Origin of the sequence: Sphingobacterium sp. JB170 (genome assembly GCF_900163865.1) — a bacterium.
Taxonomy (GTDB): Bacteria; Bacteroidota; Bacteroidia; order Sphingobacteriales; family Sphingobacteriaceae; genus Sphingobacterium.
Window position 1 is genome coordinate 16,333 of record NZ_FUKU01000071.1, and the last position, 14,571, is coordinate 30,903.

The 14,571-nt window shown below is 41.5% G+C and carries 11 protein-coding genes; 7 read left to right on the forward strand and 4 right to left on the reverse strand.

Annotation, left to right across the window (positions count from 1 at the left end):
• The first annotated feature begins 3 nt into the window (after positions 1-3).
• The 7 genes from FM107_RS18240 to FM107_RS18270 all read left to right on the forward strand — a co-directional run bounded on the left by FM107_RS18240 (position 4) and on the right by FM107_RS18270 (position 6,191).
• The gene (locus tag FM107_RS18240) at positions 4-1,167 is read left to right on the forward strand and encodes a hypothetical protein (RefSeq protein ID WP_086949914.1); all 1,164 of its coding nucleotides are present in this window, start codon (positions 4-6) and stop codon (positions 1,165-1,167) included.
• Between the two features lie 12 nt (positions 1,168-1,179).
• Positions 1,180-1,545 carry a preprotein translocase subunit SecG gene (gene secG / locus FM107_RS18245; RefSeq protein ID WP_086949915.1) on the forward strand — a complete coding sequence of 122 codons (366 nt, stop codon included), beginning with the start codon at positions 1,180-1,182 and terminating at the stop codon, positions 1,543-1,545.
• Between the two features lie 213 nt (positions 1,546-1,758).
• Positions 1,759-2,034 (forward strand): co-chaperone GroES, encoded by a 276-nt coding sequence (gene groES / locus FM107_RS18250; RefSeq protein WP_086949916.1) that lies wholly within the window; start codon positions 1,759-1,761, stop codon positions 2,032-2,034.
• A gap of 102 nt (positions 2,035-2,136) precedes the next feature.
• Positions 2,137-3,774, forward strand: a complete 1,638-nt coding sequence (gene groL / locus FM107_RS18255; RefSeq protein ID WP_086949917.1) for a chaperonin GroEL — start codon at positions 2,137-2,139, stop codon at positions 3,772-3,774.
• Positions 3,775-3,954: 180 nt separating this feature from the next.
• Complete coding sequence (locus FM107_RS18260; RefSeq protein ID WP_086949918.1) at positions 3,955-4,461, forward strand: CD225/dispanin family protein; 507 nt, start codon at positions 3,955-3,957, stop codon at positions 4,459-4,461.
• A 16-nt stretch (positions 4,462-4,477) separates the two neighbouring features.
• Positions 4,478-4,876 carry a DUF2752 domain-containing protein gene (locus FM107_RS18265; RefSeq protein ID WP_218779050.1) on the forward strand — a complete coding sequence of 133 codons (399 nt, stop codon included), beginning with the start codon at positions 4,478-4,480 and terminating at the stop codon, positions 4,874-4,876.
• A 223-nt stretch (positions 4,877-5,099) separates the two neighbouring features.
• Positions 5,100-6,191 carry an MBL fold metallo-hydrolase gene (locus FM107_RS18270; RefSeq protein WP_086949919.1) on the forward strand — a complete coding sequence of 364 codons (1,092 nt, stop codon included), beginning with the start codon at positions 5,100-5,102 and terminating at the stop codon, positions 6,189-6,191.
• An 88-nt stretch (positions 6,192-6,279) separates the two neighbouring features.
• Here the strand turns inward: FM107_RS18270 and FM107_RS18275 are convergent, their stop codons facing one another.
• The 4 genes from FM107_RS18275 to FM107_RS18290 form a co-directional block, all read right to left on the reverse strand.
• A complete protein-coding gene (locus FM107_RS18275) occupies positions 6,280-7,851 on the reverse strand; it encodes a RagB/SusD family nutrient uptake outer membrane protein (protein WP_086949920.1) in 1,572 nt (523 codons plus the stop codon).
• 21 nt (positions 7,852-7,872) lie between these two features.
• Positions 7,873-10,857: a SusC/RagA family TonB-linked outer membrane protein gene (locus FM107_RS18280; RefSeq protein ID WP_086949921.1), complete on the reverse strand. Its 2,985-nt coding sequence runs from the start codon at positions 10,855-10,857 to the stop codon at positions 7,873-7,875.
• A gap of 863 nt (positions 10,858-11,720) precedes the next feature.
• The gene (locus FM107_RS18285; RefSeq protein WP_086949922.1) at positions 11,721-12,254 is read right to left on the reverse strand and encodes a dihydrofolate reductase family protein; all 534 of its coding nucleotides are present in this window, start codon (positions 12,252-12,254) and stop codon (positions 11,721-11,723) included.
• A gap of 73 nt (positions 12,255-12,327) precedes the next feature.
• Positions 12,328-13,062 (reverse strand): helix-turn-helix transcriptional regulator, encoded by a 735-nt coding sequence (locus FM107_RS18290; RefSeq protein ID WP_086949923.1) that lies wholly within the window; start codon positions 13,060-13,062, stop codon positions 12,328-12,330.
• Between the last annotated feature and the right edge of the window lie 1,509 nt (positions 13,063-14,571).

A 14,571-nucleotide genomic window follows, 5' to 3' on the forward strand; every position in this document is an offset into this window, starting at 1 on the left:
AATATGGGGAATACAGGTTTATCTTTTTCATCTTTATATCGACAGGCATTAGCAAATCCAGTAGAAGTATCCCTGGAAGATTTGGAACGCCTTATTTCCAAATATCCATACTCACAACCACTGTATTTTGCGCGCGAACGTCGTCGGTATATTAGCGATGGTACGACCGGTGAGTTAGCGGCGCACACGAAGTTGCTAGCTAGTAGCCCGAATTGGTTGTTCGAATATTTACACCTACCCCTCGAGCAAGTGCCAATGGTAGATGTGGTCGACGACGACTATGTCGCCTTTGAAGATGTTGAACCAGTGGATTCGGAGCATGCGCCAACGAAGGAGCCTGATCAGACGACGGAAATAGAAGCGGCGGACCAAGAGGATATGCCGGGAACTGAGCCGCTAGAGGCAACAGATCGCGCGGACCACGAAAATCCAATTCCACAATTTAAATTTGAAAATTTAAACTACGACCTTTCGCGCTCGTCTCAAGAGGACGACTTGCACTCCTTAGTGAATGAAGGTATTGGTGGGGGTGACTTCTTTGCCCTGCACAGTAAACCGGTCACCGGCGAGACTGCAGAGGAAGGCGCTTCGCGTGCGGAGAAAGCAGCACAAAAGACAGAAAAGGAGAAGGAAGAGGATATTAGCTTATACAACGACGAGCTTATGCCTTATAGTTTTCGTTGGTGGTTGCATAAAACACGGCTTGAATTTGCCGAAACCTATCAACCATTTGCAAGTCCCAGTTTACCGATAAAAAATAAACCGGCTTTCGATGCTTCGGAGTTAGATCGCGTTATTCTAGACCAGCAGATTAGAGAAAGTATAATTCATTTACAGGATCCCGAGGATAAACTAAGTGATGCTACAAAACAGCGCGCAACGGCGCCGCCAGCCGAGAGCCGCACGACAGAAGTTATAGAGCGTTTTATTCGCGAGGAACCGCAAATACAACCTCCTCCTGCAGAACAACTGAACATGGAGAATAAAGCACGGAAAAGTTCAGAAGAGCAATTTGATTTAGTAACAGAGACATTGGCAGCTATTTATACTGACCAGGCAATGTATGTGAAAGCGATCGAAGTCTACAAAAAATTAATTGTGAGATTTCCAGAAAAAAAATCGTATTTTGCGACCCAAATTAAAGAATTAGAAGAAAAACTATATTAACGAAATAAAACAATGCAAACATTTTTAATTGTCCTGATTGTATTAGTAAGCGCCTTGTTAGGTTTGATTGTATTGGTTCAGAACCCGAAAGGCGGAGGGTTGTCGTCGGGATTTTCGGGTAGCTCCAACTTAATGGGCGTACAACGTACCGGAGATTTTTTAGAGAAAGGAACTTGGGGACTAGCAATTGGCTTGATGGTATTTTGTATAGCCCTGAATATACTCGGTCCTTCTGCTGGAAGCTCTTCAGCTGGCGGCTTAGGAAGCCAAATTGAAGCGCCTGTACAAGCTCCGCCATTGAATCTAAACAATGCGCCCGTGCAAGAACAAACACCTAGTGCAGCAGAGGTACCTGCAGCGACAGATTCAGCACAATAAAACGCCGTTTATAAAGATACCAATAGCTTCACATAACTTTTATGTGGAGCTTTTCTGTTTTAAGTGACAGGTTGGCACAGCAGTGCTATGCACTGTCAATTTTGATGACCCAAAAGTGCAAAAATGGCAAGAAATATCTCCTTTTTTCATTTGGCATAGTTGGTGCTATTACTATGGTAAGTTAAAGTTAGTATAAAATAAAACTAGATAATTATGGCATTAAACATTAAACCTATTGGAGACCGAGTGGTAGTAGAAGCCGCTCCTGCAGAGGAAAAGACAGCATCAGGACTTTACATTCCGGACACAGCCAAAGAAAAACCATCTCAAGGTGTAGTCGTTGCGGTTGGAACGGGAAAACCCGAAGAACCTCTTACCGTTCAAGTAGGTGATAAAATTTTATATGGTAAGTACGCTGGAACAGAAATCACATATGAAGGGAAAGAGTATTTGATTATGCGTGAGACGGACATTTACGCGGTATTATAATAAAAGTTCATAGTAGATTAAAATAGAGAATAATTCAGCCGGGCCCGGACAATATCGTTTCTTAGCTCGTGCTTGACTTCGATCAAAAAAATAATAATAAAAATGGCAAAACAAGTAAGATATAATGTTGAAGCTCGTGACGCACTGAAAAAAGGTGTTGATATACTAGCAAATGCGGTTAAGGTAACTTTAGGCCCTAAAGGTCGTAATGTAATTATCGAGAAAAAATTTGGTTCACCGATGATTACTAAAGATGGTGTTACCGTAGCGAAAGAAATTGATTTAAAAGACGCACTAGAAAACATGGGTGCTCAGATGGTCAAAGAAGTTGCTTCGAAGACTGCTGATCAAGCAGGTGACGGTACAACGACAGCTACAGTTCTAGCGCAAGCTATTATTGCTCCAGGTTTAAAATCTGTTGCCGCGGGTGCTAATCCAATGGATTTGAAACGTGGTATCGACAAAGCGGTTGCTGCGGTTGTACGTAATTTAAAGAGCCAGTCACAAGAAGTTGGCACTGATAACAATAAAATCAAACAAGTTGCTACGATTTCAGCAAATAACGATGACGTAATCGGTGCTTTGATTGCGGAAGCAATGGAAAAAGTAGGTAACGATGGTGTTATCACTGTTGAGGAAGCAAAAGGAACGGAGACGGAAGTTAAAACTGTAGAAGGTATGCAGTTTGACCGTGGTTATTTATCACCTTACTTTGTTACTAATTCAGACAAAATGGAGGTTGATTTAGAGACCCCTTATATCTTGATTTACGACAAGAAGATCAGCAACATGAAAGAATTGCTACCTATCTTGGAAAAACAAGTACAAACTGGTAAACCATTATTGATTATTGCTGAAGACCTTGACGGCGAAGCGTTGGCTACATTAGTAGTTAATAAAATTCGCGGTTCACTGAAAGTGGCGGCTGTTAAAGCGCCTGGATTTGGAGATCGTCGTAAAGCTATGTTAGAGGATATCGCAATCTTAACTGGTGGTACCGTGATTTCTGAAGAAAGAGGATACAAATTAGAGAATGCGGAGCTTTCTGACTTAGGTCAAGCAGAGAAAGTTGTTGTTGACAAAGATAACACAACAATCATCAACGGTTCTGGTGTGGCGGACGATATCCAAGCACGTGTTGCTCAAATTCGTACACAAATCGAGACAACTTCTTCGGAATACGATCGCGAGAAATTGCAAGAGCGTCTTGCTAAACTTGCCGGTGGTGTTGCTGTACTTTACGTTGGTGCAACTACCGAAGTAGAGATGAAAGAAAAGAAAGATCGTGTTGACGATGCTTTACATGCAACGCGCGCAGCCGTTGAAGAAGGAATTGTTGCCGGTGGTGGTGTTGCCTTTATCCGTTCTACATCTGCGTTATCTGATCTAAAAGGAGCGAACGAAGATGAATCAATTGGAATCGATATAATCAGACGCGCAATTGAAGAGCCTCTTCGCCAAATCTGTAACAACGCTGGTATCGAAGGTGCTGTCATCGTACAAAAGGTTAAAGAAGGTACAGAAGACTTTGGTTACAATGCACGTACCGATGTTTACGAGAACTTGATCGGTGCAGGTGTGATTGATCCGACTAAAGTTTCGCGTGTAGCATTAGAAAATGCAGCTTCTATTGCATCGATGTTGTTAACAACAGAATGTGTGTTAGCTGATGAGCCAGAAGAAAATCCTGTAAGTGCCGGTGCCCCTCCAATGGGTGGCGGAATGCCAGGGATGATGTAAGGCTAAATCTTAGATAAAATACGGGCCCCGGAATTATTCGGGGCCTTTATTTTTTTAATTTCTTGAGATGCGTTCGGAACAATTTTTCAGCTAAAATGCTCTTTCCTCGCTTTAAAATGAAAATAGCTTCTGTATTTTCGTGAAATTAATTATTAACTTTAATGATCATAAGAACCTAATATGCAAAAATACTATTATACAGATGGCGCAAAAAGTTTTGGACCATTCTCGATTGACGAACTGAAAACCAAAGGTATAACTGGGGATACCTACGTATGGATGGAAGGGATGGCAAATTGGGCATTAGCGAAAACTATCCCAGAATTGGCTGCTGCGTTAGGGCAGAGCGACCAACCCTATTATACTGCTAATGCAGGAGTGCCTCCGCAGTTTTCTCCAATTCAACAACAGCAGAATACGACTTTCGGTCGCCCTGCCGGAGGGAACCCACCTAAGAATTACCTTGTAGAGACTATTCTAACCACGATCTTCTGTTGTTGGCCACTAGGGATACCATCGATTATATATGCAGCACGAGTCGAGAAGAAATTTTATCGCGGAGACATAGCAGGTTCGGAGATAGATTCGGCCAACGCGAAGAAATGGATGACAATAAATATTATTGCATGCGTAGTGGTGTGGCTCTTCTACGGCGCCCTTCTGGTTTTTGGCGTTTTTGCCACATAGATAGTATGTTTTCTACATGTTAGAAAAAATGTTGTACGGTCGGTATAGGTATTTATGGTACTTAGTGGGTACGGGAATAGCTACAGTTTTGATAGCCATCTACTATAAATACAACCCCGCTGAATATCTGTTCTTTCCTAAATGTCCCGTAAAGGAGCTCTCCGCACTAGATTGTCCCGGATGCGGATCGCAGCGTGCCATCCATAGTTTATTACATGGCGATTTTCGTAGTGCTTTTGAATACAACGCACTGCTACTGCCATTTATGCCGTATTTAGCGCTCGGTTTTGGCTTTCAACTCGTCAAAAATCCGGGTCGGCGTCAGCTATTCTGGCGCAAGGTGCTGTACGGTGAGTGGGCCATTAAGGTTGTAAGCGTTGTTGTAATTCTTTATGTTATTTTTCGAAACCTATAAAAATCGAGGTAAATTAGTTTACCGATGGGAGATACGGTGGGTTCGTTTATGTGCACGGGGTCTTGGTGGCTGGATGTGTACTGAAAGTAAACGCTTCATTAGTTAAGTTACTATGATGTTGTGTTATGATGGTAAGTTGTAGTTTCAATATGTTATTCCACCTAGCCGATTACGGTGATCGGTGGGTTCGCGGGGATTTTCTATGAAAAAAATATTTGTTCGAATGATACAAGTTTTATTAGTTCTTTTAGTGCTGCTAGTTATAGGTACGTTTACTTACCTACAGCACGCTCGTTTTGGTGATCATTCTTCCGGAGCAAGGCTTGAACGTATGCAAAATGCGCCCACATACAAAGATGGTGCTTTTCATAATGTGGAAAATACGCCAATGACACCCGAAGGAGTTACCACACTGGAAATGCTTCAAGGGTTCTTTTTTGATAAGGACAAACGTAATGTCCCAAAGGACACGATACCGGTGAAGCAAACAGATCTTAAAAGTTTGCCGCTCGACAGTAATTTGTATGTGTGGTTCGGGCACTCTTCGTATTACCTCCAGCTCGACGGAAAGCGCATTTTAGTGGATCCCGTATTTAGCAAATATGCAACACCGGTAAGGATTAGTGTGCGCGCTTTTGATTACCAGTACGAATATACAGCAGAGGATATGCCCGAGATTGATATTATGGTTATTACCCACGATCATTGGGACCATCTTGATTATAATACTTTCAAAAAATTACAGCATAAGGTTAAGCATATTGTTACTGGCCTGGGTGTGGGTAGTCACCTGGAGCGGTGGGACTTTCCTGCAGCAGACATCACCGAATTGTATTGGGGAGAAACAGCAAGCGTAAACGGACTTCAATTTACTTCCACCGTTGCCCGTCATTTCTCCGGAAGAACATTTAAGCGCAACTCGACTTTATGGTCATCATTTGTGTTAAAGGGATCGCAGAATATTTTTCTTGGAGGCGACAGTGGGTACGGAAAACACTTTAAGGAGATTGGTGACAAGTATGGTCCCTTTGATTTTGCGATACTCGAGAATGGACAGTATAACCTGATGTGGAAATATATTCACATGATGCCCGAAGAGGTTGTTCTTGTAGCGGATGAATTGCAGGCCCGATATACAATACCTGTTCATTCAAGTAAATTTCCGCTTGCTAATCATGCATGGGATGAACCTTTAATTCGTGTGACAAAAGCAGCAAAAGAAAAGGGCGTGCGTATAATTACTCCAATGGTGGGCCAAGTCGTCAGTCTGCAAGATATTCACGTCAATAGGGAGTGGTGGAAGGGAATTCACTAAACGACGGTCACCCGGCCTGTTTGCGTCTATAGAAATAATAAAAGGGGGCTCAATCGTTAGATCAAGCCCCTTTTTAGGAATTTGAATTTTAATATCCTTCGTTTTGTGTTAAGTTCGGATTTACCGGGATTTGTTGACTTGGTATTGGATACACCAGGGTTTTTGGGTCCGGATCTGCCTGCTTTTCTTGCCACGGCTGAAGGAACTGTCCAAACCGAATTAGATCTTGCCTTCTCCAGCCTTCCCAATAGAGCTCTCGGGCACGTTCATCGAGCAAATTCTCAAGCGTTAATGTGTTCAACGCTGGAACTCCTCTTGCAGTACGTATGCTATTCACTAAAGCCAAGGCCTCACTATCTGCTCCATTACCTCCTCTTAAGATTGCCTCGGCCTGCATTAAAATGATGTCTCCGTAGCGGTAAACCACCCAGTCATTGTTTCGTTGTCCGTTGCTAGCATAGTCGAATGCATACTTTAAGGGTCTAATTCCTGCTGTCTCTAATGTTGCCCCCGAGGTGCGTATGGTTACTTCTCTTGTGAACTTCAGTGCGGCGTTAGATGGGTTTCGTGCCATTAGCGGTTTATTGGTTGACCAATTATACTGCTGCCCCTCGAAAAATCCCACATTTTGGCGTTTAAAGCTTAGTTTTCTGTTGGAGGTGGTATCAGCTGGATATTCGTAGTATATCCCCCTTCTTTCGTCCGTGTCGGTGAATTTGTCATAGTAATCCGATAGCGTACACCATCCGTTCCAGCCTCCTGGATTCATGTTGTAATGTGCCACGGTATTCCAAGTTCTATCGACCGCACCCCCACGGATGCCATTTTCGTTGTAGAGCGTGAAGATATTTTCTGTTGATTTTTGATCGTTGTCGGGGGCGAAATTATCGAAGTATTTTCCTTTCGGGGAAATACTATAATTCCCCGAAGCAGTAATCTCCTTCGCTAGCGCAATCACCTGGTTCATATCCGAAGGATCAAACGTAGGAGATTGACGATTGTTAAAGGTACCTCTATTTAAATGCACCTTCATCAGCAGAGCTCTTGCGGCATTTTTGCTTGCAACGTAGGCCGTTTTTGGACTTCCTTCAGGTAACGCGGGAATCGCTTCATTTAACTCGGTAACAATAAAATCCATTGCTTCGTCCGGATTCATCACGATCGGCGGGATTCGAAAATCGTCTAGTGATTCGCCCTCACGTAACGGCGCAGCTCCAAATAGGTCAATAAAGTCAAATGTGGCTACCGCTCGAATAAACCGAGCCTCAGCGGCTTGCTGTTCTGAAGGATTAAATCTTAACACATTCGTCGCGTTGAATATTAGTGTACCTAAACTGACGAAGGTGTTATTCATATAACCATTGTCAGCATTCCATTCATGAAGGTGTATTGAGCGGTGCATCCCGTTGTCATCCCAGTCTCCTCCACGGGTCGGAGCCATTGCCGCATCCGTTGATATTTCCTGTAGTACCCACCGCTGTTCTTGTTGGTAGGGCGTATTGAAAGCTGAATAGGCCGATGTGAGTAGGGCGGCTGGATCAACAATTTCTCCACTACCTTCTTCGAGCTCCCCTCGAAACTCTTCCTCTAGCTTTGTACAAGATGAATTGAAGACCATAGTCCCCAATAATGTTATGTAAATTAAATATATAGATTTCATATCTGTAAGTTCTTATTCGAGTTAAAGTGAAAAATTAACGCCTAGTAAAATGCTTCTTGCAGGAGGGTAGGGTAGATACTCAATTCCTAAGGAAGCAATTCCTCCACTTGATCCGTCCGTATTTACTTCTGGATCAAAACCTGTGTAGTTGGTTATAACAAATAGGTTTTGTCCAGTGAGTGAAATATTGAAATTTTTAAAAGTCGTTCCAATATCCCCCACGCGATAGCCAAGTGTCATGTTTGAAAGTTTCAAATAATCACCTTTTTCAAGGTAACGGGTTGACGGCGCTGCGGAGTTTGATGTCGACTCTTTTACGCTGGTATCAAAAAACGCTGAGCCAATATTCCTCGATGAAAGGTTACTTATACCAAGTGTAGTTGCCGCTGTATTGTTGAATAGGTAATGGCCAAATGCACCGTTCATATTAATACCTAAGCTGTACTTCTTATAGGTGAGATTGGTTGAAATACCGAGCAGCGTACTCGGATTTGGACTATTAACATAAAACTTGTTTGTCGCTGGATCATTCGTTGTGCTAATGCTACCATCTAGACCGAGGTATTGGCTCTGCCCTGTGGCAGGATCTATTCCTTCGTATTTAGCAAGGTACCAGACATTTAGTGGTTGATCGTTGATCATGCGTTGTCCTGTCACCCCGGAGAAACCTTGACCTCGTAGTGCCGCTGTTTCATAATATCCAAGTAGACCCGAGACACTATTTTTCAGGAACGTGGCGTTTGCAGAGAGATCCCAATTCCAATCCTCTTTTCTAAGGATATTTCCTGTTAATGCTATCTCCACACCTTTATTTATAATTTCGCCATCTAGATTCACCCAGATACGGCCTGCAGGTCCTGGAGGAGCAAGCGTTTGTTCAAATAAGGCATCCGTCGTACTTTTTTTAAAAAAGTCAACCGAACCGTAGAGTTTGTTTTTCCAAAGTGAAAAATCAATACCAGCATTTATTGTCGTCGAGGTTTCCCATTTTAGATCGTCATTTTTGATGTTGGTCTGGTTGTATACGCCCGTACCAAATACAAAGCGGTTAAGTGACGCTCCCGAAGGAAATTCTTGATTCCCTGTTCTACCCCAGCCGACGCGCAGTTTAAGCTGTTCGATATTCTCGTTGCCTTTTAAGAAGCTTTCTTCGGCAATGTTCCAGGCGAAAGCCAGGGACGGAAAGATAGCATATTTATTGTTTTTACCAAATTTCGTGGACCCATCTCGACGGACCGTTGCGGTGAGTAAATAGCGATCCATGTAATTGAATGCTCCCCTCACAAATTGAGATTGAAGCTCATTTGTTGGACTGCGGTAGGAGTTGATCTCCCGTGTGTTTATTTCTGTGTATTGCAGATAATCCCAGTAATCAAGGCCCAAATAATCAAAACCACGACCGTAGCTCATATTATTGTTCAAGTCATAGCTGAGAAATTCGTAACCAGCAACTGCATTCACGTTTAGTTTTTCTGTTACTTGCTTGTTGTAGGAAAGTGTGTGGGTCATTTGAAGATTGGTCTCGCCATTATTCGAAATGAAAGCTTCTTCATTTTTCTCGTCACTTGGGTTGATAATACCAGCCCTGTACATTCCGCGACGATTTCCTATTTGACGCATTACACTATAAATAAATTTATATTCCAGTTCATCGGTAATCTTGTAGGAAGGCGCTAGGTTTGCCACTATTGTATTAGTTACGCCATGATCTTTAAATGCATCGATGCTCGCTAGCGGGTTACGTGTGGTGCTGCTAACAAAAGTGAGATCGCCATTTTCATCGCGGAGAGGCCGGGTAGGGTTCCACTGTAATGCCTGTGAAATCAAGTTTCCTTGTGAACCTACCATCGCATTTACCTGCGCATATTGGTTATTCATTTGCGTTGCAAACAAGGAAAAATCCAACCCTAGTTTTTTGCTTTCCAGAAAACGGAAGTTTCCCGTGAAATTTGTCGTATATTTTTTTAGTTTCGAACCTAAAAGTATTCCTTGCTGATCCATATATCCGCCGGATAGCCGATACTTACCTTTCTCGGTTCCACCAGAAATGTCAGCGTAATAATTCTGGGTGATTGCGTTGCGGCTGATGGCTTTAAATGCATCCTCATCGTCGCCGAAATCGACGTCACCAATTTCCTCTGGCGTATAATAATTTACGGCGTTTCGGAATTCGTTAGCATCGAGTATTTGGGGATACTCACGCATTCGTGAAGTTCCTGTGGATGCGCCGACCGAAATTACGGGCTCGCCTATTTGTCCCTTTTTGGTCGTAATAAGAATTACCCCGTTGCCCCCCCTAGAACCGTAGATTGCGGTTGCCGAGGCATCCTTGAGTATATCCATACTCGTGATATCACCGGGATTTAGGTAGGTGAGCGGGTTTCCGCGATCTGAGGAAAAATCACCGCGACCAGCAGGCAACGGAGAATTTCCCGACATTGGGACACCATCTAGTACGAATAGTGGATTGTTTCCTGCTCGGATTGAGGAGTTCCCTCGTATGCGTACGGTCACTGCACCACCAGGCTGTCCCGTGTTATTTATAACCATCACCCCTGGAGTTTTACCTTGTATCAGCTGGTCGGGGCTTGTCATAATGCCTCTGTTAAAGTTTTTTTCACTGATTGTAACCATAGCACCTGTAAGGTCTTTTTTACGAGCTGTACCGTATCCAACGACCACGACTTCGTCAAGGTCTTGCCCTAAATTGGGCTCTAATGTTATGTTTGCTTGCGTTCCTTGTACTGGAAATTCTTGTGTTACATATCCAATAAAGGATATTTCGAGCAACGGGTTCGTTGGAACATCTTTTAGTGAAAATGTTCCGTTATTGTCCGAAGAGGTAGCGTTGTTCGTACCTTTAACTTTGATGGTTGCACCGATGACCGGAGCTCCCGTCTCATCAACGACCTTCCCTTGAACCTCAGTTGTTTGGGCAAAGGATCTTATTGAAATCAATGTAAGTGTCAGTACGAGAATATATCGTACGAGCAGATTAAGCTTCATAAGTTTTAGTTTTAGTAAGATTAGTTATTAGATGACTGTGTTTGTGTAAGTGGTTTCTACATAGACTCTGGTTTTAAGTGTATATTAGTTAATTTAAAAATTTGTGTCGCGAATTAGCAGGCGTTATAAAAACCCTCCGCATACTTACCGAATAAATCGACTCGGCCTTAAGATTTTATTTATAATTATAAACGGTTTCCAAAACATAGATAAATGCGGTTAATCTAAAATAAGAAAAAAGGTGAAATAATTGGATGTTTTTTAAAAACTGGGCGTAGGCTATCAGTCCTTTTCGCTCATGGGACCCAATAGGCGATGTAATAACTTTGGAACTGAATTCCAGAGATACCGCTTAGTAACAATTAAAATGTTAACCGAGTGATTCGATTCTTCCGTATGACCTAAAAAAAATCATTTATTGAAGCCTTTTATGTTTGAAAGTAGAGTCCTAAGGACTTTATTACCCATTTTGTTTTCTCATAATTTAGTAGTTTCTTGAAACGTTTTTCGAACCATAGTGGTGAAATTAAACTTGAAAGAAAAGGTTGACGTGTTTTCTTAATATTGATCCGTTAGAAGTTAGTGTCATTTCTAATGATGTAATAACCTGGGAAACTATGCAAATAATTACAGCTATTCGCGAACCAAAGGGAGATAGGAACTGCCAGAAAAACTGCGGTCGAACATTTAGGGCCTCTACGACGGGGTAACCATTATAGAATTTTAGCTCACGAAAAAATTGGCAGTGTAAAGAGCGCTGTGTCAGCGCTCCTTTTTTACTGCCATTATGCCGTAGACTTTTGGTTGGGCGGTGCGGATTCGCTTTACCTCTACTACCTTTTGTTCTTTTTTTGGATATGATTTTATTCTTTTCTTCTATAATGCAGTTGGATTAATCCTGTCTCGAAAGCTTTTGTATGTACAAGTTCAAGTAATTGCTCAGGTCTTCCTTCTTTGAACAATCTTGTTCCATTTCCTAATAAAACCGGCACGACCGAAATGATATACTCGTCTATTAAGTCGTGATTCATCAGTTCATTGATTACTTCTGCTCCACCGTCACAATATATGTTTTTCCCATTTTCGGATTTAAGACGATCAACCAAATCGGGTAAATTTCCAGTATAAAAAGTCGTTCTGCCTACACTCGGTCTTTCGGTTCTTGTTACGACATAAACATCTCTCTGTCCATTATCGTAATGAGATGTACCAATTTCATTAATGACATAATCATAGGTTCTTCTACCGATAATTAAAGTGTCGATTGTTTCTGTAAATTTTGCATATCCATAATCTTCACCCTCTTTTTCTACGAGTTTCAAGAAACTGAGATCGTCATTGGGTTTTGCAATATAGCCGTCTAAACTTGTTGCAATGAAAAGTGAAATTTTTCGCATATGTTGTAGTTTTTAGATGTTTCTGTAAAATTAGTTTTAGGAAACAATTGATACTTTGTAAAAATGCGACATTTTAAAGTTGCGATGGCGAAAAACCCGTATTTCGTTTGATTTCATTGGCAAGATGCGAATGGTCATAATAGCCACATTCAAAAGCAATATCTAAAAAACTTCGACTTTTACTTGAATTTTTGATTATACCCAAAGCGTTTTGAAAGCGGATAATATTTGAATATTCTTTTGGTGACAATCCGATATACTTTTTAAAACTTCGCTCTAATTGCCTTACTGTTGTGAAATTTCGTTTTGATAGCATGCCAATACTGATTTGTCCGTTCGTGGAGTGGATGTCATTGATTACGGATTGTAATGGATTAGATTTATCTGCTTTCCTGTCGGTATAAAATTGATTGAGATAATTGAAAGGGTTTTTAAAAATTTCATCAATCTTAAATGAATTGGGTTTTTCAAACTCAACCGTTTCGTTAGTCAATACATTTTGTGAGGCATCGTTATAAAAATTAGGAAAGGTTCCAGGTTTGAAACAGACTCCTAACAAATGCGTATCGCAGTCAATATAACTGTCCTTGAATGATGTCATTGCACCAACTACATAGGTTTTTCCGAACTCCATATAAAACGAGCCATTATCAGTCAAACAATTAACTCCCAAATTCATTACTATACCTGCACAGCCATCTGGAAAAACCCGCTCCCATTGTTTGTTGTGTTGGTTTCCTTTCAGTTCCCAATAGAAATGAATAAAGGATTTTAAGTCGTTGTAGGGCTTTATCTTTCGGTATTCCATTGTTTTTAGGGTATGGTTCTACACTAACCGCCAACTCATTCATCGAGTGTTACAAAACTAAACAAAAAACTCAAATGTCGGTCGATTCGATATGCTGAATTCGGTTTACACGAGGTCTGATACGGGTTTCGCTTTACCGACCGGTGGGCACGCAACAAAACAAAAATCCCAAATGAATTATTTAGCCTCTGAACACCAAGTGTAACCCTCACTGCAACTTTGCAAGCCCTGCTTGCTCACCTAACTGATTTAGTCAAAATAAAAATTTAGGCACCCTAGAAGAGAACCGAAAATAGAGCAAATACCTATTGACGAAGCAATGGAACTTCTCTGTAAATGCGGTATTACCGTGGCATAGGAAGATAGCGAACTGATTTTAGGATTTCTATACAACCTCACGATTATAGTTGTCCGTGAACGCTTTTGTTGAATAGTTTTAAAAGAAAAATTCAAAGACCGACTGACCTTATCCGGTTTACCGAAGGGGAAGGTTCAGCCGTAACGCAGGTGATGCCTATCAAATGGTTAGCAAACGTAATAAACTAAACAAAAAACTACTGGCGGAAGAACAATCTTTAGGTCCGTCGGTCCTTTCCCGTCAATAAGAAGATGTTTCCTATATACCTCTCCGTTCCCGAAGTAGAGAATGACCGCGGCGTTTAAGGGGCAGAGCGCCCGTTCTGCTATCGACAAGAGCAAAGTCGATGGACGAAAACACATTGCGTCAAAAGAACTTGAAGTATCAGGCATGCATTGGGTTTTTAACGAAATAGCAAAAGGTGGGTTTTGCCTGTGACCAAGTGCTGCAAAAAATGAGCACCTTATTCCAGCCAAATAAAGGCTGAAATGATTTCCACGTAGCCATATGCAACTCGAAATACTTTGGGAAAATATACATAACCAAATTCAAGGTGAGAAAAGCACATCTTGTACAAGGTCAGCACTAACCGCTAATAACCAAAGACCTTTTTAATATGGCGCAACTGATATTAGACGGAAATAAAAATAGATAAACTACGTGCAAGGTTATCTGTAGCACGCAACAATCTGCTGTCTGAAATTATTGATGATGTATACCGCGAAATCAAAGATGAATGTAGGGAAACGGATCGATCGTTTGAAAGAACAGTTGAGCAAGGACGGTACTGATGCCTAGAAAATTAATCTAGAAACATCTCTGGAAACGGCTTTAAAGTAGATAAAAAACATTCCGAAAATATACGGCGAGGGTGCGATAAACAAAAGGCCAGATATAATCGGTTCGATACTCCCGGAACAATTGGAGTTTAGCGAAAAAATCGCTCGCTCGTTCGAATGTAGTCGTAAGAGATATCTTTCATATAATCAATTGATTACCTCCGAAATAAAAACAGGAGAAGCGATAATAATCATTTCTCCTGTTTAGTAGTTCAAACTGAACAAATCTCGAAACATTTTTTTAGAGATTTGGAACTATTATCATCATTAAATACTGAATAATCTAATCTTTAGTAAACATCCCCCTTTATA

Bases quoted from the DNA above. Each gene is read 5' to 3' on its own strand.
- FM107_RS18240 (WP_086949914.1), top strand. From the start codon at position 4: ATGGGGAATACAGGTTTATCTTTTTCATCTTTATATCGACAGGCATTA.
- secG (WP_086949915.1), top strand. From the start codon at position 1,180: ATGCAAACATTTTTAATTGTCCTGATTGTATTAGTAAGCGCCTTGTTA.
- groES (WP_086949916.1), top strand. From the start codon at position 1,759: ATGGCATTAAACATTAAACCTATTGGAGACCGAGTGGTAGTAGAAGCC.
- groL (WP_086949917.1), top strand. From the start codon at position 2,137: ATGGCAAAACAAGTAAGATATAATGTTGAAGCTCGTGACGCACTGAAA.
- FM107_RS18260 (WP_086949918.1), top strand. From the start codon at position 3,955: ATGCAAAAATACTATTATACAGATGGCGCAAAAAGTTTTGGACCATTC.
- FM107_RS18265 (WP_218779050.1), top strand. From the start codon at position 4,478: ATGTTAGAAAAAATGTTGTACGGTCGGTATAGGTATTTATGGTACTTA.
- FM107_RS18270 (WP_086949919.1), top strand. From the start codon at position 5,100: ATGATACAAGTTTTATTAGTTCTTTTAGTGCTGCTAGTTATAGGTACG.
- FM107_RS18275 (WP_086949920.1), bottom strand. From the start codon at position 7,851: ATGAAATCTATATATTTAATTTACATAACATTATTGGGGACTATGGTC.
- FM107_RS18280 (WP_086949921.1), bottom strand. From the start codon at position 10,857: ATGAAGCTTAATCTGCTCGTACGATATATTCTCGTACTGACACTTACA.
- FM107_RS18285 (WP_086949922.1), bottom strand. From the start codon at position 12,254: ATGCGAAAAATTTCACTTTTCATTGCAACAAGTTTAGACGGCTATATT.
- FM107_RS18290 (WP_086949923.1), bottom strand. From the start codon at position 13,062: ATGGAATACCGAAAGATAAAGCCCTACAACGACTTAAAATCCTTTATT.